The sequence below is a fragment of the Turicibacter sp. TJ11 genome (assembly GCF_021497505.1).
Taxonomy (GTDB): Bacteria; Bacillota_I; Bacilli_A; order MOL361; family Turicibacteraceae; genus Turicibacter.
In genome coordinates, this window is record NZ_CP069349.1 from 1,106,379 (window position 1) to 1,130,322 (window position 23,944).

Consider the following 23,944-nt stretch of genomic DNA (forward strand, 5'->3'; position numbering starts at 1 on the left):
TTCCATCTCGTCATCGGCGCGAGAGGCGACGACTAAACAACTATAAATAACGATACCTATAAAAGTAAGGGCACTTCCGGTCATAAACCCACTAAAAAACATACGCTCACCATCCTATCCTTGCTACAATTAATATATGCTAAACCTAAACGAACGAGTGACTAAGAAACAAATACTTCTCTTTCATACTCCATTTTTAACTGATCCTCTTTTAAGTGATCTAAAACTTCATAAAAGGCATCTCCATTCATAAGCGTCACGGCATTTCGACTTCCAAATAACATCGCATCTTCTTCAAAGTCACTAGTCGTTAGTGCAATCGCAATATCAGCTTGAACCTCGTAATCTTTCATGACACCATAAAACTCGCGTATTTCTTTAAGAGACACCAGTTCTCCTAATGCTAAGTCTAACGATTCAGTTTTGGTGTAGACATTTTCAATAACAGGAACTCGTCTGAAATATTTGACAATAATTTTTTGTCCTTGTTTCCACATGATTAAATCATAGCCTTGCTCAGCTGGGTTGTTAACACGTTCAATATGTTCATAACCCTCAAGCTCAAAAAAACGCTGTAGCAACTCACTAAATAGCTCCTCGTTTAGTTGATTTAACTGTTCAAATAACAACAATTGACTTAATTGAATTCGTCGACGATCATTTTCTTTTGCATACTGTTCTAGTGCTAATTTTCGCTGATTTTGCTTATACTTAATAATTAATAAACTGGTAATTGTAATAAGTAAGATTACTAGATACCAATTCCACATTTGCCATGAAGCGACCCAGTCACTAAATCCATAACAAACATCAAAGATCACAAATGCAATAATTAAATAAGCGATATAAACCACTCTTTTTTCCATAACACCACCATCAGTATTATGGAAAAATAGACAAATTTTAATCACTTTTCTTATAAAAATTAAAAAACGCCTCAAATCGAGACGTTTTAAATAATATCTTTTCCAAATGGCATCAGCGAAACTTTAGCTAGTTTTAAAGATTGAATCGCAAATGGAATTCCAATGATGCTAATCGTTAAGAAAAAGGCACTCACTAAATTTGCTAAAGCTAATTCCAATCCACCAAATAAAAGCCATAAAATATTCAGTAAAAAAGTACTGGTTGAAGAATTCGTGGTAATGACTTCTTTTCCAAACGGAGCAAACTGTAACCTTGCTAATTTAAAACATTGAAGCCCTACTGGAATTCCAATAATCGTGACGCACCAAAGTAGACCAAAGAAACACCACATTAAAGCGTTGACAAACCCTCCACCAATCAACCAAATTAAATTTCCAAGACACGACATCTACTTCTCCTCCTTTACTAAATCGTATGCTTATGAGTGTTGGCTTATTTCATGAACTTCTTCACCCATCGTAATCGATCTTCATAAGGAGGAAAGACTAAAGACATTGGAAACTTCGTCGAACGTTTAACGATAGCTTTTTCATAAGTAAAGGTCGTAAAGCTAGCTTCTCCATGATAACGCCCAATTCCAGATGGACCAACCCCTCCAAATGGTAAATAATGTGAGGCTACATGTGTCACAACATCGTTAATACATCCACCACCAAAAGCATAACGATGAATCAGTTCATTCGCAAAGGTTTTATTTTCTGAAAAGACATAAAAGGCAAGTGGTTTAGGATGACGAGCTAAATGAGCGTCAATTTCTTCTATTGACTCATAACTCATAGTCGGTAATAAAGGTCCAAACAACTCTTCCATCATTAGCGTGTCATCAGCTTTTACATCTTTAAATATCGTTGGCGCAATGTAGCGCTGCGCCAAATCAACGTCTCCACCTATCGTGACTTTATCTTTATTTTCATCAATTAATTTAGCTAATCGATTCGCGTGTTGTGTGGTAACAATTCGACCATAATCTTCACTTAACAATGGATTTTCACCATAAAACTTTCGGATCGTCTCTGCTAAAACTGATAAAAACTCATCATAAACACGATGATGCACTAAAGCATAATCTGGAGCGACGCATGTCTGTCCATTGTTCATAAATTTTCCCCAAGCAATTCGCTTAGCCGCTAATTTCAAATCACTTGTTTCATCAATAATGACTGGAGATTTCCCACCAAGTTCTAGTGTCACAGGAATTAAGTGCTGACTAGCCTTTTCCATGACAATTTTTCCTACTCGAACACTACCTGTGAAGAAAATATAATCAAATGGAAGATCAAGTAACTGTTGATTCACCTCAACACCACCTGTCACAATTGAAACATAGTTCTCATCAAACGCTGTCTTAATTAATGAAACTAAAACTTTTTCTACTGTCGGTGTTAACTCTGAAGGTTTTAAAATCGCTCCATTTCCTCCGGCAATCGCCCCGACTAATGGTTCTAATAACAACTGAACAGGATAATTAAATGGACCAATAATTAACACCACCCCGTAAGCAGATGGATAAACATACGAGCTTCCAACCAGTTGTGCAAAATCACTTTTCACTCGACGAGGACGTGCCCATTTCTTAAGATTTTTGATCGTATAATCAATCGATGCGTAAACGAAACCAATTTCTGAAGTATACGCCTCAAACGCGGACTTTCCTAAGTCTTGTTTAAGAGCTACCTCTAAATCCGTTTCATATTGTTTAATCGCTTGTTTAAGTTTTTTCAAAGCCTCAATTCGCTTTGAAACGGGAATAGGACCCACACTTTGTAAATATGATTTTTGACCTTGTAATTGTTCACTTAAATTCATCTAACCACCTCATGTTATGAAAGAAAACCCGCTGTAAACAGCAAACGGGCCTTTCTATTTTTTTTTATAGCGTCGATTTTCTTTACGATTAATATAAAGACCGGCTAAAACGGTAATAATGACTGAAATAATAGAAACCACTAAAAAACCATAGGGATTATCTTGAAATGGAACGGGAACGTTCATTCCCCAAAAGCTTGAAACCACCGTAGGCACCGCTATAATCACAGAGACCACCGTTAAAAATTTCATCACCATATTCAAATTATTTGAGATAATCGTTTCAAAGACATTTAAGTTGCTACTTAAAATATTTCCATAAATTTTTGACATATCAATCGCCTGTTTATTTTCAATGATCACATCTTCTAGCATTTCCGCTTCTGATGTATCCCTTTTTTCAAGCTTAAGTAAACGTTCTAATACAATTTGATTAGAGCGAAGTGATGAAGATAAGTACACTAAACTTTTTTGTAAGTCTAGCATTTCAATTAAATCTTCATTTTGTGGCGAATGACGTAACGCACGTTCAACCTGACTACTTTTACGTTCAATGACTCGTAAATAACCAAGATATTGAATTGAAATCGTATATAAAATCTGATAAATATGACCATTAATACTTGTTGTTGGAACTTTTAAACGTTTACTAAAAACATTTAATTCTTGCGTACATAATGTGACTAACATATGATCCGTTTTTACAATTCCAAGGGGCACGGTTGAGTAGTAGGTATCTGACTCAAATGAAACAGGTACATCGACGATAATCATCGTAAAATTATCTTCAATTTGAACACGTGAGCGTTCTTCTTCATCGAGTGCGGTAATAACTGTTTCATACTCTAACTGATGTGATTTACACAATGCCTCTACTTCTTGATGTGTTGGATTAACTAAATTGACCCACTCAAATCCACCACTGGTTAGTGAATTAACAAAATTCACTTCATTTCTCATCGAATCACCTCTTATACTCTCACATGACGTCAATTTTACTAGATGACATCAATATGACTAATTTAATTGTCCGTATGGGAATGGAATCTTCCACTTGATGTCACCTCCAATTGATATCAAACATGACAAAAGAACTAACAACTCGTTAGCCTTAGTTTTTGCATGCTACTAAGAAATATAACAGGATTATTTCCTTTTTTAAGTATACTACTAATCCCTTCAATTGACCACCTTCCAATCTATTTTTTTTCACCTTTCGACAAACTTAATGACTTATGTTATTTTTTTCTAAAAAAGTGATTAACAGTGAAGAAAAAGAGAGCGAATTATAAAATATCAACGATATTTCACTTAACTATTCAAACTAATTTCGATATAATAAGTGTATTAAAATCATTGACATCAAGAAAGGATGTGATAGTTTGAATAAACTAAATGTTTCAGAAAAACTTGTACCTGAGGTAACGAGTAACTTGCGTAAAAATTTCGTTCGCGTCCCAGATGTCATCCGAAATGCTAGTGGAATTCGAATTTTTGGTAAGCGATTAAAATCATTTATTTTTACAACAGACGTTGCCATCATTAAAAATACAAATGCGGATGCCGTGATCGCGGTTTATCCATTTACCCCACAACCAACGATTACTCAAGCGATTATGTCCGTTTCTGATATTCCTGTTATCTGTGGTGTTGGAGGTGGATTAACACATGGAACACGCTCAGGAAATATTGCCCTACATGCGGAATTTCAAGGAGCGATCGCCGTTGTTTTAAATGCACCCACTCCACGAGAAACAATTGAATATGTTAAAGAAACCATCGATATCCCTGTCGTTGTCACCGTTGTATCAGAACACACAGATGTTCAATCTCGCATTGATGCTGGTGCAGATATTTTAAATGTGAGTGGAGGCGCAAAAACAGCAAGTATCGTTCGTAAAATCCGCGAAAAATATCCAACGATCCCAATCATTGCAACGGGTGGTCCAACAGACGAATCAATTCTTGAAACGATTGCAGCGGGAGCCAATGCCATTACGTATACTCCACCGTCAAATGGAGAACTCTTCCGCGTTAAAATGGATCACTATCGTGAGATTGAAAATAGTGTTCAACACCACGAACCGATTGATAAAATTCATGAAGAAGAGTTAGCCTTAACCGAATAAAAGTTTTGAGTTAAACGCTTTGATCAAGGTAATCTAAAACTAAATATCAATACATCTTTGTTTCTTAAGAAACTCTTTCAATAATTATCTTTTTAAACTCGTTGTTATTCAAATCACTTTGAATAATGACGAGTTTTTTTATTGAACTGTAATGAAAAAGGAGGCTGATGCCTCCTTTTAATGATGATTTATTCATAACGCAACGCTTCAATTGGATTTAAGTTAGCAGCCTTAATAGATGGTAATAATCCAAAGACAATTCCGATTATCATAGAAAAAACAACAGAGAAAATAATAGCTGGCACACTAATGGCAACCGGTGTTTGTGAGATTTGAGAAATAATCTGTGCTAGACCAATTCCAACTAAAACACCGATCAATCCACCTAAACTAGTTAAAACGGCTGCCTCTGTTAAAAACTGTCCTAAAATAACCGTTTTTCGAGCACCAATCGCTTTTTTCAAACCAATCTCACTCGTTCGTTCTGTCACGGATACTAGCATAATATTCATGACACCAATTCCACCAACTAGTAAAGAAATACTTGCAATCCAAAGGAGTTGCTGATTTGTCGCTGCACTTAGCTCTTGTAATTGCTTCGCCTGCTCTAAAACATCTGTCGCTTTATATTCAAGAGTAGAATCTAATAAATAACTATTCAACACCTCTGCACTTTGTCTTCCAACTTCACTCATCATATCCGTGTGACTTGCCTTAACAACCGCATGTTGTGGTTCATCATAACTATAAACAACAGGCCAAGTCGCATCTGGCATAAAGACCGTTCCACTTTGGTCTTGATGATACATATAGTAATCTTCAATGGAATGAATGACCGGTTGTGAGGTACTTGCTAGCTCTACAATCCCAACGACAATAAAAGGTTCTCCTTTGATTTCAATCGTTTTTCCAATCGCATCTGTTCCTTGAAATAAACTTGAGGCTGCCACTTGATCTAAAATGACATTTTTTCGAAATTCATTATAATCTGATTCAATAAAAGAACGTCCACGTTTTATGATATACCCCATCGTTGAAAAGTAATTTTCATCAATGCCTTTTACCGAAGCCCCGTCTAACAAGGTGCTTTGATAGTAAATACTATCAGCATAACTACGACTACGATAAAACGAAGCATTTTCAACATTTTCTATCGATTTAATCTGATTTAACGCTTCTTCATTCATCACTGGTGTGCCATATGGAAGTTGATCACTATCCACTTCATATCCATCTTGACTTAATTTAACATTGACCACATTATTTCCTGAGCCAATTAAATTTCGTTTAATTTGCTCATTTGTTCCTTTAATGGTGGAAACAATAGCAATAATCGCTGCGATTCCAATAATGATCCCAAGCATTGTTAGAAAGGAACGCATTTTATGGGACCAGATTCCTTTTAACGATAGTCTAATATTTTCTATCATAACTAGTACCCCCACATATCCGTTTGCTCTTTGGCTTTCACACCATCTTTAATATTTTTTGTATATGGAAATGCAATTTGATCGTCTTCTGTTAACCCTGAAACGACTTCCATGTATGATCCGTAAATGATTTTACCCGTTTGAATATATTCTTTTTTTAAACGAAAGTTTTCATCCGCTTTATAAACAAAATGACGCCCATTATCCTCTCCAATATAGGCCATATCCACATAAATAGCATTTGAATTCTCAACTGCCTCTTGTACGGTAACAGACACATACATATTATTTTTTAAGTCGCCCGCTTCTTCAATATAAGCGACAAATGGGTAATTAGAAACATTAGCATTCATGTTTGAATATGGATCTGCATCAACTGGATAAGGATAAATATCGGTAATGGTTGCCGTATAACTTCCTCCAGTTTCCCAAGACATCACATCAACTAACTGTCCAACTTCAACTTTTCCAAGTTGATGCTCCGTAATCGTTCCCTTTAAATAGAGGCCACTTTCACTACTCACGACAATAAGTGGTGATTCATTGACTGAATCAACAATTGGATCTCCGACTTTCTTCACAATCCCATTGACACTACTACGAACCGTTAAATTTTCAAGTTCTTTTTTAATTTGCTCTTCCTTTAAAAGGGCTTCCTTATAATCCAGCTCTAAATTCATGATTTCCGTTTTTTTCTCTTGAATGAGTTGATTTAATTCATCTTGAGTATAGCCTTCTTCTGGTATCACAACATCTGGTTCGAGGTCTGGCTCTGGAGTTTGCTCAGGTTCAGGCTCCGGCGTCGGTTCAGGTTCAGGCTCTGGTGTCGGTTCTGGTGTTGGACAAGGTTCAGAATCTGGTGTCGATTCTGGCGTTGGACAAGGTTCAGGATTTGGACAAACCGGTTGACTTTCTTCCTCTTTAAAATAGTCGCTGACGGTTGATTGAGTAAAACCTTCTTTAATTTCTAAAACTGAACCGTCTAAAAATTTGACCATAGGATCCGTTTTATCTTCCCCAAGAATCGTTAATGTGAGTTGCATCGGATTTGAAATTTGTGTTTGCCCTACTTCATCTAATCCTTTTAGTCGATATAAAAATGAAACAGTTAAAAGTTGAGAGGACTGAACTTCAAGTGTATAGGTTCCATCTTCTTGAAGAACTAATTCAGTCGCATAGTTCAACTCCGATTCATTGATTTGTGATTCTTTTACATTTATAGAAGTAACAGGGATCACTTGAGATGATTTTTTTGTGACCACAGCAATCGGTTTGGTCGATTGTAACTTTTGTAAAGCTTGCTTGGATGATTGAATTTGAACGTCTAAATTTTTAATCATTAAGCGCTGCATTTCAAGTTCTAACTCAACTAATGTTCCATCATAAACCATTAATGGATCGTTAATTGACACTTGCTGCCCTTCTTCAACCAGAATTTCTTGAACAACCTTTTGATCTTGTAACTTCACTTCTTGCACCATATCAGATGAGACATATCCACTTGATTCATTGTAATCTCCCCACCATGAGGTTGAAACATAAGAAACAGGGATTACCTCTATTTCACTACGGTTTCCTAACGCTTGAAAAGCAAATATTCCTCCACCAATTAAGCCTAATGTTAAAACAGTTCCTCCAATGATTAAAGGTGTTTTTTTCATGATTCATAACCTCCTTTAGAAAATGGTTGAACCATTTCACCATCTAAAATCGCAATTTGACGCTTTGCTTGCTTTGCAATCTGATGATCATGGGTAATCATGACAATCGTCACGCCCTCTTCATTTAACTTTTTAAATAACTCCATGATTTGTGCACCCGATTTACTATCTAATGCACCTGTTGGTTCATCTGCTAACAAAATAGTTGGATGATTGACCATCGCTCTTGCAATCGCCACACGCTGTTTTTGTCCCCCTGATAATTGAGTGGGCTTGAAATGAATTCGATCTTTAAGCCCGACCCGTTCAAGTGCTAAAATCGCACGTTCACGTCTTTCTTTTTTAGAAACACCAGCATAAGTTAAAGGCAATTCAACATTTTCAAGTGCACTTTGTCGTGATAATAGTTGAAAACTTTGAAAGACAAATCCAATTTCTTTTAATCTTAAATCTGAAAGCTCTCGGTCACTTAACTTTGAGACGTCCTGATTATTTAAAAAATAATCCCCTGAAGAAGGAAGATCTAAACATCCTAAAATATTCATTAATGTTGACTTCCCTGAACCTGATGGCCCCATAATCGCCACATATTCTCCCGCTTCAACTTCAAATGTAATATTCTTTAAAACCGGTATTTCTAATTTATCTTGTAAATAGTGTTTATTAATATTCGTTAACTTTAAAATCATCAGTCGTCCTCCCTTACTGAACGATGACGTCTTCAGATGATTGATCACTGTCATCATGAATCGAATCACTCGATGGTTCATCTATTATTTCTTCTAACTCGACACGCCCTTCTTCAGTCACTTCACCAAAGTTTTCTTCAAAAGTACCTTCAAGGTTTTCCTCAACTTCTAATTCATCCATTGGTAAATATCCTCCTGAACCTTCAAATCGTTCACAAGGCATTCCTTCACTCAATCGCTCATCTGGAAAGGCAATATAATCGTCTAATGTTAATCCATCTATTATTTCATAACGCATCCATTCCTCATCAAAATCCCCTAATTGAACTTCGCGTTTTTCTAATTTATTGTCCTCTGTTGCTACCCAAACATAAGCTTGATCCCCTTCGTGAACTAGATAGTAGTCATATAGCCAAACTCCATCCTTAACTTCATCTTGACCATAATCTAATTCAATGTAGACATGTTGCCCTAAAATTAGACCAACTGCTGACTGTAGTTCAATATAAAAGGGATAAGTTGTCGCTGATTCCGTATTTTGTTCATAGTAATTGTTATTATTTGATGACTCGGTACTTTCTAAATCCACACTTGTAATAATCCCATTCCATGTTTGTGTTTCATCAACTCGTGAACGAATGATAACCGGCTGTTCCGTTTGCAACAACCAAACACTTTGCTCGCTTACTTTTCCTTTCACGCGATAATCTTTTGTCGATAGTAACGTCATGTAAGCTTCGCTTTGTCCATACATATCCATTCCTGTTTCACTAATTGATTTAACGACTCCTGCTACCGAGCTTTTGACCACTGAGTTTTCTAGTGATAATTTAAGTTGATCAATTTCAACTTGTTTACTTTTAACATCATATTCTGCTCGTTTCAACTCACTTTCAGCATTCAAAATTTGTGAGGTATATTCTAACTTTTCATCTGCTGATACTGAATCCTTTTGAGAGTTTAACAATTTAATTTGTTCCTTTAAGCTCGTAATAGAAGCTGTTAATCGTTCAAGTTCTAACTCAGCTTGACTTAGTTTTAGACTCATTTCATCTGTATCATAAGCAAATAATTCCGTTCCTTCTTCAACTTTATCGCCAACTTTGACGTATAATTCTTTTATTTTTCGTTCTTCATTGCGATTAATTTGAATGGTTTCTTGTGGTTCAACGATACCACTGTATCGATTGACTAAACCGCTACCACTTCCAAGTCCCGTAATCATCGAAACAGAATCAACATATGCTGTTAATTCATCGTTAGATGATCCCCTGCTTAAAATAAAAAATCCCATCGCTAAAACAATCACAATGATTAGTCCGCTTATTATTGTCATTTTTAGTTTTTTCATTTTCCCCATTCTTTAATTCCTCCTAACTTTACTAAATTATACCACATAATACTTGGATTATTATGGAATAAACTAAATTTAAGAAAAGATTAAGAATTTGATGGATGATCCGTTTTTGATTATTCTGTCGTTACAAAAACGAACTAAACTAAGTCATAACTAAGCTAGTTAATAAACCCTCTAACTTTTCATAAAAATACAGACCTTACTTTATTTTTATATTTGATGAAGTATTATCGGGTTAAATTTCGACATTTTCAAACATTCTGATGACTATTTTTAACTATTTCACCTCTACAATAAGTAAATATATTCCAATTAATGATATGAAGCCTGTAATTTTTGATGAAGTATAGGTTTATTTTTAAAAGTATAGTAAAATGGAATCAATCAATTAAAGACTAGGAGTTAGATGAATGCAAGCAGAATGGAGAATCGAATTAGATACAAACGTATACGGATGTTATGAAAAACAATTAACAATTGATGAAGGTGAAACAACACGCTTAGCAACCGACGAAGAATATCATAACTTTTTACAAGAATTAATGACAGTCGAGATAGATGAATTAAAAGACGCTTATTTAATTGAACGACTTGATTTATTTCGTCAACATTTTGAAGCTTTAAATTTCGAAACTGAATTCTTTCACGCTTGGAATGAAGTGGCAGCCAACAGTTATACCGAATACGCAAAAATCGAACATAAAGAAAATAAAGATCTTGTCGCGACTTATAAAGTCATTACTTTACAAGGACTTTCTGAAACGAATGAAATTATCGATGTTGTTGGGGAAATCGAATCAATTCCTCCAAAACAATATGAGATTGCTAAAGATTCAAAAATCGGTTCGATTAAACTTCAATTATTAGATATGGGAATCACCGAAATCAAAGCATAATAAAAGAGACGGACTTCTTACCGAAGTCCGTCTTTTTATTCTTGTTCTGTTGGCGCTTGCTTACGACCGTAGAAAATATCTGAATCAATTTGATTAAATGATTTTCCAACTAAAACTGCCGTTACTAACGTTCCATTAACATTTAACATTGTACGACCCATATCTAAGATTGGATCAATTGCAATAATTCCTGCAACTAATGGGAAATATTCACCTAATCCCATTCCTGATAAAACAACTGAAATCGCCATTGTGGCAGAACCAGGTAATCCTGCAATTCCGAATGAAGCTAAGGCAATCATGATCACAAGCATGATAATGAATGTCATATCAATTGGTGTGCCGGTCATATTGGCAACCATAATAGCAACCATAGCTGGATAAATTCCTGCACATCCGTTCATCCCAGCATTCGACCCTAAGCTCCCAACAAATGTCGCTATCCCATTATCTAGTCCAACATTTTCCGTTAACTTTTCAATACTAACTGGTAATGTTCCAAGAGAAGAACGTGACGTGAAAGCTAGAACTAAGGCATCTAACACATTTTTCACATAACGGAATGGATTTAATCCATTGACGGCAATTAAAATTAGGTGGACTCCAAACATGACGGCAACTGCTAGATAAAGAGCAATAATAAAATCAATAACCTCAGCTAATGCTGCCACCCCACGACCAGCAATGGTATTAGCTAATAACGCAATAACCGCATAAGGCATCCATTTAATAATTGTCATAGCCACACTTAAAATGATCTTATAAAAAGCTTCGACTAAATCGATAAATGGTTTAACAATGTCATAATATTTTTTAGTTTGACGTTTCGTTGCTAATCCTAAAAAAGCAGCAAAGATAACAACCGCTACGACATTTCCACTTGCCATAGCCTCAACTGGATTAGATGGAATTAATCCTCTAAGTGTATCGACTAAAGAACTAACCTCACGAATAGAAGCATCTCCAGCGATTAAATTTGAACCAACACCTAGTTGGAACGCATTTCCAACAATAAGTCCAATAATCGCAGCAATAGCTGTTGTTCCAATTAACGTTCCAAGCGTACGAGCCGTTAATTTCCCTAAATTCTCACCTTGTTTCATGTTAATAATGACACGAATAATTGAGACGAAAATTAATGGAACAACTAACATTTTTAATAAATCCATAAATCCGTTAGCGAATAAACCGTACCACTTATTAATTTCAGCGATAAAAGGTACTTCTAATGGGGCATCAGGAAATCCTCCAACAAATTGAATGAGTAATCCTAAAACTAAACCAATTCCTGTGGCGCTAAGCATTCGAGTTGAAAATTTAACTTTTTTCTTCTCTAATTGCTTCATTACAAAGAAAAGCCCCAACAAGATCGCAATAAAAATTAACGTTTTAACATCTGTTAAATATAAAAAGTCTTTAAAAAATGAACTTTGCATGAGTCACTCTAACCTCCAATAACTTAATTAGGAACGACTTCTTTTGAAGTCTCCCCTTTATCCCTCCACTACTTCTTAAAAAACCAAATGTCTTCCCCATTCATTCCCCATTTTCTCTTCCATCATTTAAACCCTTCACCATGACTTTTTAGTTCAGAAAGAGTGAATGATATTAGTTTTAATGAAAACTTAAATAAATGGTTAACCTATCATCCTCATAAAAAACTAGACTTTATCATTTTATGATTTATTTCATGTTTAGTGCTAAATTAAAACTCCTTCATTTAACCTTAAAAATCACTGTGATCCTCTCATTTATGAGTAAGCACTAGGTTGCTTATGACCATTCATTTGAATCTATCATTTGAAACTCCCCTATGTACGACTTACCAGCTCATTTTTAATAATAAACCATCTCATCTTGATACGATCTCACGACCGTTTTAAAATGAACTGAATTAATCCAAAATAAGACATGGTATTTTATCCTCTTATTACCTTACATGATTTGAACTATTTTTTCAATATGGTATGAAACTCTAAACTTATTTTTCATTCCCCCATCATTGAAATCATTTTTATAAGAGCTTTATTACTATCATAAAGGATTTATCTTTTATTTGCCACTTTATCGCTTATAAAAAAATCTCATTCTATGCATGGTAAACATTTTTGTGACTCTTTTATTGCCAACGCATCGTTGAAAGTTCCGTAGAATGTAGACGTTCAACGTATAATCCAATGATAAACTCATCTCTTATCTCACGGTTGGCCATCATATACTGACCGTAAAGAGATTTTAATTGTTTTTGCTCCTCTTCTGACTCTACAGCATAGAGTTGCATGTTACAAGGGCGCTTTAATAAATTAGCACCAATGTACATTTTTTCATCAATAATATAGACGGTTGGTAAAAACTTTAGAAAACTATCCGCCATGACCTTAAAATTAGTTCGACGCTTAATTTGTGAAACCAATATATCTGTTTTATGTTTTAATAAAAGATATAAACATCCACAAAGCGTTATGACCACTAAAAACATTAAAAGTTTCATTGCTTGGATCGCCTGAACCCCCACAAATAAAAAGCTAGCGACAATTAAAAAAAGGAAACACCAAGTTTTTAAGGTTTTTATTCGCTTTTCTTTTTTTAAATCAATTTCAATTTGCACTGATTCATATAAGACACGATGAAACAACGCTAAAAATTCATCATCTTCTAAGTCTAAAACCTCACGTGAGGTAACAATATTCGCTTTAAATGAAGTTGGCAACTGTAAACTAACAAAAAGATCGGGATTAATCTCTGAAACGTATAGTTCCAGCTTACTTTTCGCCTGTCTTAGTTGTTCAAGCACTTCATTCATTGAACATGCTCGTAGTGATCGATAATTTGATAAATCCATCCTCTAGCCATCCTTCCATCCTAATTACATACTAGTATGGACATTTAGCATAAAAATATCCAAAAAAAACAATTAATCAAACTTCAATTGAGTCTAAAATTACATCTACTTTACTCATTAACCCTTTAGTCAAAAGCAAAAGAATTATCAAAGATATATCTATTTTTAAATAGATAATTCGATATAAAAAGAGCAAAACTACTCGCTAGTTTTGCTCTTTTTTAGAAGTTTCACTTCTTCATAATAAATGACTCCCCCTCATCATGGAGCTAGTCATAAAATCATAAATACTATGACACATTAACGCGTTGAACTCTTTTTTGATTTCTATCAGTTAAACTAGACTTAGCCTGTCTAATGATCCTTTTTAGATGGTCGCTTCAACAAACGTTCAACAAAAATTGCCACTGCCCCATCCCCTGTTACATTCGTTGCCGTTCCAAAACTATCTTGTGCTGCATGAAGCGCAATCATTAATGGAATTTCTAATGTTTTAAAACCTAGCATCGACTCTAATAAACCTAATGCTGCCATCACCCCACCACCAGGAACTCCAGGTGCTGCAATCATAATGACACCTAGCATCAAAATAAAGGGGAAATACTGCCCCAACGTTGGTGTTTGCCCATTCATAAAGAAAATAGCCATTGAGGTTAATACAAGAGTCATGGTATCCCCTGCAATATGAATCGTTGCTGATAAAGGAATCACAAATTCACAAATCTCTTCATCCACCTGATTAGATTTTGTACATTCAAGTGTTACCGGAATCGTTGCTGCTGAGGATTGTGTTCCAACAGCTGTTAAATAAGCAGGTAACATATTTTTTAGTAACTTTAATGGATTTTGTCGCTTAATTCCACCAGCAACTATATATAAAAGCAGTAAATAAGCCACTTGAAGTATGAATAACACTACATATACCATTAAAAAGGATTGAATGGTTACAAAAATCTCACCACTATAACTTAGCTCTGAAAAGACTGATCCGATATAAAATGGAACAAGTGGAACAATGACTTGACTGATCACCCCCATCACAATCTCACTAAAATCATGACAAACCTTTAAGAGTGGACTTTCAGTTTTAGATCCTAATCCAATTCCAAGTACAAAAGCAAAAACTAACGCACTCATCACACTCATCATAGCTGGAATTTCAATCGTAAAAATGGGTGAAACGGTTGCCCCTTCATTCGGTAAAATCCCTACTTTACCCATAAATGCTGGTAAAAAAATGTGTCCAATGATAAAAGCAATGAATCCAGCACTAATCGTTGAAAGATAGGCAAGTCCTGTCGTTAATAACAATCCTTTTCCAGACTCTCTCCCAAGAGAGGCAATCCCTGGAACAATTAGCCCAATAATAATTAAAGGAATCACAAAGGATAAGAAGGTCCCAAATAACTGGCGAAACGTAGCCATAATTGCAATTGGCCATTCTATATTGCTGGTCTGACAAATCACCCCCAGACTAATTCCGATAACAAGCCAAATCATAATACGCGCAATTAACGGTAATTTTTTCATACTTTCATCCTCCTTTTTCTCTATTAATGATTGATACTATTATCACTAAAAAAATAAAAAATTTCAAACTTTTTCCATAAAAATGAAAAATTTATTTTTAACTACCACTTTTTAAGCCAATGAGTTCTTTGTTAGTGAAAAACACTTCTTAACTTTCAAGGATTCGTGGTTAGATAATAAAAAACTTAAAAACAGATAACACCTGTTTTTAAGTTTTTTTCATAAATTTAGAGGAATTCTCAGCCCTTTTACTTATTTCCCCAATTTTCTTAATATCATTCTACTGTTCTTTAACGACTCTTACAGATTTGATTTCTACTTCCTTCGATTGATTTAAGTAATCAAAGTAAGCATTTGTCTCGGAAACAACGACTTTACTTAACGCCACAATCGCAATTAAGTTAGGAAGGGCCATTAATCCATTCACAATATCCGCAATTAACCAAACCGCTTCAAGCTGTAAAAAGGCACCTGCACCTACCATGAAAACAAACAGAAGTCGATAAGGTTTAATACTTTTGACACCAAATAAAAACTCACAACAACGTTCCCCGTAATAGTTCCATCCTAAGATCGTTGTAAATGCAAATAACGTTAAACAAACCATTAAAAGAACTGATCCTAACGGAATCCCAGCTATGGTTGGAAGAACCGAGTTAAAGGCTGTCTCTGTTAACGCCGAAGCAGTCACACCTGGTGTTTGCCATACGCCAGTGACAATTAACGTTAATCCGGTTAATGTACAAATCACTAAACTATCAATAAACGTTCCTGTCATCGAAATTAATCCTTGTTCAGCTGCCCACTCTGTTTTAGCCGCTGCCGCTGCAATCGGCGCACTTCCAAGTCCAGATTCATTTGAAAAGACCCCACGAGCAATCCCATTTCGAATCGCCATTGACACTGTCGCTCCAGCAAATCCTCCAACGGCTGCTAAAGGCTTAAAGGCACTTTCAATAATGAGCTTAAAGGCTGGCACGATTGAAGCATGGTGAGTCGCTAAAATCGTTAAGCAAATGATTAAATAAGAAATCGCCATCACTGGGACCACTTTTTCTGCCACTTTTGAAATCGAGCTAATCCCTTTAAAGGTAATAATTCCGACTAAGATCGCTAATGCAATTCCCACTCCCTCAGCGGGAAGATGTAATGTACTTTCAATACTTGAAGTAATTGCATTCACTTGCGTAAAAGTTCCCATTCCAAGTAAGGCAACGAGCACCCCACTAAAAGCAAAGAAACTCGCTAACGGTCTGAATTTTTCACCCATCCCGTTAATAATATAATACATCGGTCCACCCGCTACTTGACCGTTGGCATCGATTTGACGATATTTAATCGCTAAAACACCTTCTGCATATTTGGTTGCCATTCCAAAGAAAGCGGCTAACCACATCCAAAATAAAGCACCTGGTCCTCCCGCTGCAATCGCAGTCGCCACACCAATAATATTTCCTGTTCCAACAGTTGCCGCTAAAGCGGTACAAAGCGCTCCAAATGATGAAATATCGCCCTCACCTGATTGCTCTTTTTTAAAGATTAACTTTAAGGCATGAGGAAGTTTTAGTAACTGGATTCCTCCTAAGCGAATGGTTAACAAGATCCCTGTTCCAACAAGTAAAATGAGTAGAGGTGGCCCCCATACGAAGCTATCTAACTGATCTAAGTATTCAATCATCATTGATCGTCTCCTTTTTTTACACCCAACTGGTTGCCTAAAAAAGAAGGGATTATCTTTTTTAAGAAGTTAAACTCAATGAATTCATTAAAAAAAGCCACCTAAAAGAAGATGACTCTGAAGTTCACATTAACGAAAAATTGAGTTCACTAAAAAAGCGTCTCAAAAAAGTCGATAATATCCCTGTCCTTTTGCCTGAGAGATTGAGCATCACTGCCTTGCCCCTTCGGCGCCTAATAAATAGGTCTCTCCAGAGTTCCGTCCACTTTACAGTCCTCACTTGTCATCAAGTACCTGAGAGTATGACTCCTTCGGTGTTCCCATTGGGACACTCTTCTATAAAGCTTCAACCGGTGCATCTTATATTTTTTCTATACTTTTATCTTACTTCGTTCGTCAAAAAAATGCAAGAATAAAATTTACGATCAATCATGAACCACTTAAAAATCGATCCAAACTTTTGAAGTAATATCTCACTTTGTTTTTTCTTCACTCTGATAAGCTGGAATAACTACCAAAACAATGCCAATCACAATAAATAAAATAGGGATGACAAAACGAGAAGCTAAAAGCGTCCAACTTGATAAAAGTAATAAACTGCCAATCGTCATTCCAATGACATTAGAACGTCTCATGCCAAACTCTAATAAATGCGTTATGCACGGAATGATGATAAAAAATGGCCAGCAACTACTGAAAAACAATTCAAACTTCCAAACCCCTAAAGATTCTCCCAAAAATCCTAGCCCCATTATGATAAGGACTGTTCCAAAAAACAGATCACGACCTCTTCACTTCATCCCCATCCCCTCCTTTAAGAAAAGCATATGCAACTAGACTCAATCTATGTCAGCGTTAACTCTCATGCTTAATGAAATGAATTCTAATAACCAAACACATCATTATAAAGGAAACGACTTTCGCCTAAAAAGGTACCGTTTTCAACTTCATCACATATGATGTACTAACTTGTTGTTAAAGGAGGAGTGCCCATGCTTAAAATCTTTTCAAGCTCAGAAGGAGAAGAGGTTTTGGTGAATACTGTCAACGACTGGCTGAAAGATCATACTAATGTCTACATTCAGTCCTTTAACTATCATACCTACTATAAAACGACGTTCGCCAGTGAAGACCAATTAATTCATAGCTTGATTATTAATTATATAATCTCAAACAATTAAAAAGAAGATGGCGACTTAGTCATCTTCTTTTTAAGCAATTTCAATAGAAAGTTGCTCGATTTCTACTTCCTTATTCTCACCCTTTAGTTCTTGAAGTAATTGATGTAACTCTTCTTTTAAGGCTCGACGTCTTGGAAACATTTGAATGAGTGAATGAATAAAGGATTCAAGCTGATTTAGTGTTGTATAAGCACCAAATCGTCTTAAAATTAGACAAATTCGACGATAAGCGACTCGATTCATCGCTTGCTTTGTTTCCTCACAAATATACTGTTCATATAACTCACAAACCTCAAGCGGATACCCATCAAAAAGAAGCTTGGCATACACTTCAATCGTTGATAAATGTTCTCGAATGTACTCAACCATCGCTTCCTTATCGTTCTCAAACTCTATGAGTTTTAAGTAGATGGATGAATCATTTGTCGACTTTAATCGATTCTTTAATGACTCATAAAACGTTGCAAAGCTCTCATGATAAAGATTTTTTAGCACGTCATAATACGAGACGTGACCCTCTAAAAACAACGCCTCAGCTAACTGCTTCATGTCCTCGACTTGATTTAACTTTTCATAAATGAGATAGCGAGTTTCTTTTAACGAAAGATCGTATTGATAACCTTCTAATGATTCAAGCGTCAAAACAAGTAGCAGTGCCTCATCATATGCCTCTTTTTGAATCAATTGTTCGAGTCGATAGATTTGTAATCCTTTAATTTGATGATACTGATCTAAAAAGTGAATGGCTTCTTCCTCACTGTAACGAACTAACAACTCATACCAACATTGGTATAACGAAGATTTCATTGTCTCATCAACAACATCTACCTTCTCTTTTAGGTAGTTCATAATGAGTGATAGATATTTTGGATGACGTCCATATTCAAAAATAAGATCAAGCAGTTCAAAATCAATGTCGGTTGTTGAACTTAACTTAGTCATTAAAAAATCAAAAACGTCATGAGCGGCACATTCATCATCAAGCGCTTGAAAAACTAGACTTTGTAAAAGGGCATGAAGTTCACCTAAAAAATCGGTGAAAACAGCATTTGTATCATCAAGTTGTTCATCCATTCCCGCGCATTCTTCTCGTAACAAAAGCGCCATCTCACATTTTAACAACATCATATGAGAATCCGGTAATTGATCAATTTTCATCATTAACATACTCAAATCGTTCGTTAATCGCTCAATCGCCTTTCCAAAAATGATATGACCGAAATGAAGATGTTTAGCGACAATCGCCTCTAATTCTAACTCAAACTGAGCCAATAAATCGCTATGTTTTTGATACGTCATCAAGTGCTGATAGACATTCACATCATAACCTGCGACTTCTGCTAACTCATGAACTAATGTCTCAACAGGCAACGTTTTAAGTAGTTGAACAAGCTCGCTTTCTTTTGGTTTAAAGGAGATAGATAGCGCATAAAAAGCTGCCACTTCATGTTTACAAATCGGTCCTCCTTTAAACGGACAATTACAGTGATAAGAAAGTAGCGTTCCATTTGAATCAAGCCAAACATTGACTTTGTAATTCTCATGACCAACCACTAAGACTTCGTAATGACCCTCATGAACACATCGTTTTCCTAACACATGACCTTCTTTATAATAATCATAGCCACGCTTTAAAATCACCTCATCTACTTCTTGTTTAAAATTCGATAGCTTCATAAACCATCACCTCTTTTCAAGAGATAGTTTATTATGGGGTATTTTGTCGATTTATCATACACAAAAAGAATGAGGTCTTCACTTAATGATTCAAAGAACATGACTGTATAAAACAATGAATCTGTCACTTCTAATAAAAAAACATTTTGATCCAAAATGGAGTGTCCTAAGTGATTTAGTTATTACATCATTTAATCTTACGAAACAGATATTTTCTCATCGACTGAAACAACTAAAGCTAATCAATAAGAGGGATTATCCAGTGAATATCAAAAACCTTAGAAAAATAGGCTCTTTTAGTCCACTTTTCTAAGGTTTTTAAATTTATTAATTTTTAGTCTTTTAATGATAAGACTTGTTTTAAATTTGTAACGATCTAACTTCTTTTCTTTGAAATACACTCTGTTATCGTTTGTATTTTATGATTAAGCAAAATAATCTCTAATAACTGATCTGCCATTGATTTCATTTGTTCCATCTCGACACCTGATTCTGATAACTGTTGTTTTCGACTTTTTTGTTCATTTATTAATGTGCGCTTAATTTCCATCAAGCGAGTTCGTTCTCTAATAAGTTGCTCTACTCCTAGTCGCTGATAATGTTTCATTAATCTGCCTCCATGCCTTTAGTTTAGAACATAAACGCTGAAACTATGCAACACTTCATCAAACAATCTCATAAATATAGAGAACGGGATTTCATAATCATCCAGCCAAAAATTTTACCATAAGGATGATTTACTTTCACGCTAATGATTTGCTTTTTAGGAACGCTAATTCGAGCAAATCCTCCATCTTCAATCGTAATATTATTTTCATCTATTTCATAAACAGTTCCATAAATTTGTTGAGAATCATGGATTTCAACTAAAACTAAATCATCGACTTTTACTCCATTTCGAGCAATAAAGCTATTGGAAAAGACCATCACTTCAAGTTTCAACACCTGATCATCATAAGCAACAGGAATTCCCAATACGCGATAATTGGCGAATGACCAACCTACTACTAACATTATCACTAAAAATGAGATTCCAAATTGAATGATGAATTCTTTACGTTTTTCTTCTTTAGTAGGAATGTATTCTTCATACAAATGAGCATCTTCATCTTTAATAACACCTAACCAATCTAAAATCTTATCTTTCATCCCGCTTCCTCCCTTCTCTCATTGTATGATATTACCAAAAACTAAGTATCATTTCAATTCTCAATTGCCTCAATGAAACTAAAAAAGATGTTAGACAACCCGTCTAACATCTTTTTCTAATCTAAATGAATTTCATCATCAACAATGCGTCTTAAATCTTCAGAAGTCGTTAATTCACGTTTATACTTACTCTTAACACTGGATTCATCTAACTTCAACTCTTGGCGTAAACGAATAGAATCATAAAATAAACTTAAATTATAAATCTCTTTTAAGACACGAACCGATGGATAGTATTCCTTTTGAATAAAGCGTTCAAGTTGTTCAACTTCACAACATGGAATTTCGTCAATACTTTCCACCTCAAAATGAGCACAAATCTGCTCACGAAGATCGGCTTTAATTTTTGACTTCACCGCTATCTTTTTTGAAGCATAATCATAAAACTGCTCTGCCTGTCTTGGAAACTTACAATTTAACTCAAACGACTGACAAAACTTATTCTTCTTAAAGGCTTCCTTAATTCTTCCTTCTACAAAATCTCGACTTAAACAAGAATCTGCAACTTTTTTCATTGTTTCACCCCTCGATTCATCATTTACTGTAATATACGCAAATGACCGGGCAAACGTACCATGTTTTTAAACACTTACAAATAAGTTGTCACAAACAAAAACAAGCTAAAATATTTTAGCTTGTTTTATTTTTTTAACTCCATATTTTTTCTTAACTCTTGAACAATTTCCAGTTCTAATCCAATTTTTTCAGCTATCACTTCGTCTTCTAAAACATCAAGTAACGCCTTTGCATTTTCTAACTTATTTTGTTGGACACCTCTTGCTTCTGCATTAATCATGGCACTGTTATAGTCTAAAAACTGTTTTTCTCTTGCCTCGGCAACTGCTAAGACTTCCTCATCACTTAATAAGTGCTTAATTTCTTCATACGCTTTTAAAATCTCCTGATCCATGGCTACAATCTCCTCTAACTCTTCTTTATTAACTGATTGTGTCAAAAATGTTAACCAGCGTTCTAAATCATGTGTTTTGAAATTTTTGTCATGTTTCTTGCGAAAGGCTAGTAACTGGATAAAATGAACTTCAAGTTCATTCATCTTAAGATTTGAATCTACATCAGCCGTTGGAGTAAAGAATAAATGAATCCATTTTTCATCATAGTAGTTAAAATTCAAAATATTAATGGTAATGACTTTGGGAAGCACCTCGTAGTTCTGCCCCTTCTTAATATTTGAAGAATATAATTTACTCCAATAAAACAATGTTCGTTTATCTATATTATACTCATTACAAAGTTGAACCTCAATGGGTTCCCTATGCTAAGTGAATCTTTTTAAAAGATTCCTTAGCTATCCCCAACTGATAGGGCTTTACTTCGCCTTTATCGGTTTTAGCATGTACATCAATGATTTGGATAGGTTACAATTAATTAGACAGTTTTTTTAAGGTCATGTAAAATTATAAATAATATCAATCTAAAGGAGCTTTAACATGACCCAAACGAAAACTCGTAGACCTCGCCGTACTTACTCAGATGAATTTAAGAATCAATTAGTTCAACTTTATCTCAATGGTAAACGTAAATGTGATATTGTTCGTGAATACGATCTCTCATCGTCTTTACTCGATAAATGGATTAAGCAATCAACATCTACTGGTTCTTTTAAGGAGAAAGATAACCGAACAGACGAAGAAAATGAATTGATTCAACTACGCAAAAAGATTAAACAGCTTGAAATGGAAAATGATATTTTAAAGCAAGCCGCGCTGATCTTAGGACGAAAATAAATGTGATTAAAAACAATACTCACAAATATTCAGTTTCAGCGATGTGTAAAGTCCTTCAGGTGCCTCGTAGTACCTACTATTATGAATCTAAAGCGAAGAAAGATGAGTCTCAACTAGTGGCTGATATCGTTGAGATTTTTCGTCGAAGCCGAAATAACTACGGAACTCGAAAAATTAAGCAAGAATTGAAAAAGATGGGACAACAAGTCTCACGCCGTCGCATCGGTCGTATCATGAAACAAGTTGGTCTTGTCTCAAATTATACGGTCGCTCAATTTAAACCGCATCCAGCTAAATGTAACGAAGATAAGATCAAAAATATCGTGGATCGTAACTTTGATGAACAGCCTCATTTAAACGTAGTTGTCAGTGATTTAACGTACGTTAGAGTTGGTCATCGCTGGCACTATCTTTGTGTGCTTGTTGACCTGTTTAATCGTGAAATTATTGGTTATAGTTCAGGTCCCAATAAGGATGCAGAGTTAGTTAAGAAGGCTTTTTGTACAGTCAAAACTAACCTAAGTCAAATCAAGATCTTCCACACAGATCGGGGAAATGAATTTAAGAATCAAATCATTGATGAGATTTTAGATACGTTTAACATTGAGCGATCTCTAAGCATGAAGGGTTGTCCTTATGATAACGCTGTCGCAGAAGCGACTTATAAAGTCATTAAAACCGAATTTGTTAATCAACACTTATTTGAAACACCAGAACAATTAGGCTATGAATTTGCCGATTACGTTAATTGGTATAATAACCATCGGATTCACTCTTCACTGGGATACTTATCCCCAGTTGAATATCGCCAAAATACCCTTAAAAAAGTTGTTTAGTTTAGTGTTGACAATCCAATTCCTAGCTTTTCTTCGAAATGATTTTTGTCTAACTCTAATTTCTCTATAATGGTTAATTCCTCAATCAAAGGTAGTTTTTTATCCTTCATGACCGCATTTAAAAAAGCTTTTAATAAATTTTCATCACCGACCGTTCCGAATAGCTTTTTAAAAATAAAATCATTAAATGGACTCACTTTCCACTTCAACCTAATCACCTCATATAATATTTTTATATTCAATATAAATTACGGTGATTAATTAGAATCTCCTTTTGACGATCTATGGCTTTAATAACTTCTTTTATACCTTGATCGATGTTATTTTTACAATAAGAAAAGAGCAAAACTA

At 35.1% G+C, this 23,944-nt stretch carries 22 protein-coding genes and 1 riboswitch; of the genes, 3 read left to right on the forward strand and 19 right to left on the reverse strand.

Going from position 1 to position 23,944, the window contains the following annotated elements:
* Positions 1–161: 161 nt before the first annotated feature.
* The 4 genes from JRC48_RS05145 to JRC48_RS05160 all read right to left on the reverse strand — a co-directional run bounded on the left by JRC48_RS05145 (position 162) and on the right by JRC48_RS05160 (position 3,693).
* On the reverse strand, positions 162–866 hold the full coding sequence (locus JRC48_RS05145; RefSeq protein ID WP_235070785.1) for a restriction endonuclease: 705 nt from the start codon (positions 864–866) through the stop codon (positions 162–164).
* A gap of 86 nt (positions 867–952) precedes the next feature.
* Positions 953–1,315, reverse strand: coding sequence for a YccF domain-containing protein (locus tag JRC48_RS05150; RefSeq protein WP_235070786.1), 363 nt, complete (start codon positions 1,313–1,315; stop codon positions 953–955).
* A 44-nt stretch (positions 1,316–1,359) separates the two neighbouring features.
* Complete coding sequence (locus JRC48_RS05155) at positions 1,360–2,733, reverse strand: aldehyde dehydrogenase (RefSeq protein ID WP_235070787.1); 1,374 nt, start codon at positions 2,731–2,733, stop codon at positions 1,360–1,362.
* 54 nt (positions 2,734–2,787) lie between these two features.
* Entirely contained in the window at positions 2,788–3,693 is a 906-nt protein-coding gene (locus tag JRC48_RS05160; protein ID WP_235070788.1) for a magnesium transporter CorA family protein, read from the reverse strand.
* A 422-nt stretch (positions 3,694–4,115) separates the two neighbouring features.
* On the opposite strand from JRC48_RS05160, the gene JRC48_RS05165 reads away from it, so the two are divergent.
* Positions 4,116–4,862: a hydrolase gene (locus JRC48_RS05165; protein ID WP_235070789.1), complete on the forward strand. Its 747-nt coding sequence runs from the start codon at positions 4,116–4,118 to the stop codon at positions 4,860–4,862.
* Between the two features lie 188 nt (positions 4,863–5,050).
* Here the strand turns inward: JRC48_RS05165 and JRC48_RS05170 are convergent, their stop codons facing one another.
* Genes JRC48_RS05170 through JRC48_RS05185 form a run of 4 tightly spaced genes read right to left on the reverse strand, consistent with a single transcriptional unit; the run spans position 5,051 to position 10,002 of the window.
* Entirely contained in the window at positions 5,051–6,292 is a 1,242-nt protein-coding gene (locus tag JRC48_RS05170; RefSeq protein WP_235070790.1) for an ABC transporter permease, read from the reverse strand.
* A gap of 2 nt (positions 6,293–6,294) precedes the next feature.
* Positions 6,295–7,953 carry an efflux RND transporter periplasmic adaptor subunit gene (locus JRC48_RS05175; RefSeq protein ID WP_235070791.1) on the reverse strand — a complete coding sequence of 553 codons (1,659 nt, stop codon included), beginning with the start codon at positions 7,951–7,953 and terminating at the stop codon, positions 6,295–6,297.
* Positions 7,950–8,642, reverse strand: a complete 693-nt coding sequence (locus JRC48_RS05180; protein ID WP_304941332.1) for an ABC transporter ATP-binding protein — start codon at positions 8,640–8,642, stop codon at positions 7,950–7,952. Before JRC48_RS05180 ends, JRC48_RS05175 begins: the two co-directional genes overlap by 4 nt.
* Positions 8,643–8,655: 13 nt before the next feature.
* Positions 8,656–10,002 (reverse strand): efflux RND transporter periplasmic adaptor subunit, encoded by a 1,347-nt coding sequence (locus JRC48_RS05185; protein WP_235070792.1) that lies wholly within the window; start codon positions 10,000–10,002, stop codon positions 8,656–8,658.
* A gap of 407 nt (positions 10,003–10,409) precedes the next feature.
* Here JRC48_RS05185 and JRC48_RS05190 point away from each other — a divergent pair, with 407 nt between their 5' ends.
* Complete coding sequence (locus JRC48_RS05190) at positions 10,410–10,895, forward strand: hypothetical protein (RefSeq protein ID WP_235070793.1); 486 nt, start codon at positions 10,410–10,412, stop codon at positions 10,893–10,895.
* Positions 10,896–10,930: 35 nt separating this feature from the next.
* On the opposite strand, the gene JRC48_RS05195 is transcribed toward JRC48_RS05190, so the two are convergent.
* The 10 genes from JRC48_RS05195 to JRC48_RS05240 all read right to left on the reverse strand — a co-directional run bounded on the left by JRC48_RS05195 (position 10,931) and on the right by JRC48_RS05240 (position 22,231).
* On the reverse strand, positions 10,931–12,331 hold the full coding sequence (locus JRC48_RS05195; protein ID WP_235070794.1) for a cation:dicarboxylate symporter family transporter: 1,401 nt from the start codon (positions 12,329–12,331) through the stop codon (positions 10,931–10,933).
* Positions 12,332–13,014: 683 nt separating this feature from the next.
* Positions 13,015–13,737 carry a hypothetical protein gene (locus JRC48_RS05200; RefSeq protein ID WP_235070795.1) on the reverse strand — a complete coding sequence of 241 codons (723 nt, stop codon included), beginning with the start codon at positions 13,735–13,737 and terminating at the stop codon, positions 13,015–13,017.
* 354 nt (positions 13,738–14,091) lie between these two features.
* Positions 14,092–15,267 carry a dicarboxylate/amino acid:cation symporter gene (locus tag JRC48_RS05205; RefSeq protein WP_235070796.1) on the reverse strand — a complete coding sequence of 392 codons (1,176 nt, stop codon included), beginning with the start codon at positions 15,265–15,267 and terminating at the stop codon, positions 14,092–14,094.
* A gap of 280 nt (positions 15,268–15,547) precedes the next feature.
* A complete protein-coding gene (locus JRC48_RS05210) occupies positions 15,548–16,945 on the reverse strand; it encodes a sodium:alanine symporter family protein (protein WP_235070797.1) in 1,398 nt (465 codons plus the stop codon).
* Positions 16,946–17,118: 173 nt separating this feature from the next.
* Positions 17,119–17,209, reverse strand: a riboswitch (glycine riboswitch).
* 209 nt (positions 17,210–17,418) lie between these two features.
* Positions 17,419–17,580: a hypothetical protein gene (locus JRC48_RS05215; RefSeq protein ID WP_235070798.1), complete on the reverse strand. Its 162-nt coding sequence runs from the start codon at positions 17,578–17,580 to the stop codon at positions 17,419–17,421.
* Positions 17,581–18,156: 576 nt separating this feature from the next.
* On the reverse strand, positions 18,157–19,803 hold the full coding sequence (locus JRC48_RS05220; RefSeq protein ID WP_235070799.1) for an SWIM zinc finger domain-containing protein: 1,647 nt from the start codon (positions 19,801–19,803) through the stop codon (positions 18,157–18,159).
* 376 nt (positions 19,804–20,179) lie between these two features.
* On the reverse strand, positions 20,180–20,410 hold the full coding sequence (locus JRC48_RS05225; RefSeq protein WP_235070800.1) for a hypothetical protein: 231 nt from the start codon (positions 20,408–20,410) through the stop codon (positions 20,180–20,182).
* 68 nt (positions 20,411–20,478) lie between these two features.
* The gene (locus JRC48_RS05230) at positions 20,479–20,952 is read right to left on the reverse strand and encodes a hypothetical protein (RefSeq protein ID WP_235070801.1); all 474 of its coding nucleotides are present in this window, start codon (positions 20,950–20,952) and stop codon (positions 20,479–20,481) included.
* Positions 20,953–21,068: 116 nt separating this feature from the next.
* The gene (locus JRC48_RS05235; protein WP_235070802.1) at positions 21,069–21,527 is read right to left on the reverse strand and encodes a hypothetical protein; all 459 of its coding nucleotides are present in this window, start codon (positions 21,525–21,527) and stop codon (positions 21,069–21,071) included.
* Positions 21,528–21,652: 125 nt separating this feature from the next.
* A complete protein-coding gene (locus JRC48_RS05240; protein WP_235070803.1) occupies positions 21,653–22,231 on the reverse strand; it encodes an Rpn family recombination-promoting nuclease/putative transposase in 579 nt (192 codons plus the stop codon).
* Positions 22,232–22,460: 229 nt separating this feature from the next.
* On the opposite strand from JRC48_RS05240, the gene JRC48_RS05245 reads away from it, so the two are divergent.
* Positions 22,461–23,593 (forward strand): IS3 family transposase gene (locus JRC48_RS05245; protein ID WP_235070804.1). Its coding sequence is split into 2 segments (ribosomal slippage): positions 22,461–22,722 and positions 22,722–23,593, totalling 1,134 coding nucleotides; the frame shifts between segments, so codons are not numbered across the junction.
* On the opposite strand, the gene JRC48_RS05250 is transcribed toward JRC48_RS05245, so the two are convergent.
* A complete protein-coding gene (locus JRC48_RS05250) occupies positions 23,590–23,802 on the reverse strand; it encodes an Rpn family recombination-promoting nuclease/putative transposase (protein WP_235070805.1) in 213 nt (70 codons plus the stop codon). The genes JRC48_RS05245 and JRC48_RS05250 overlap by 4 nt on opposite strands.
* Positions 23,803–23,944: the final 142 nt, after the last annotated feature.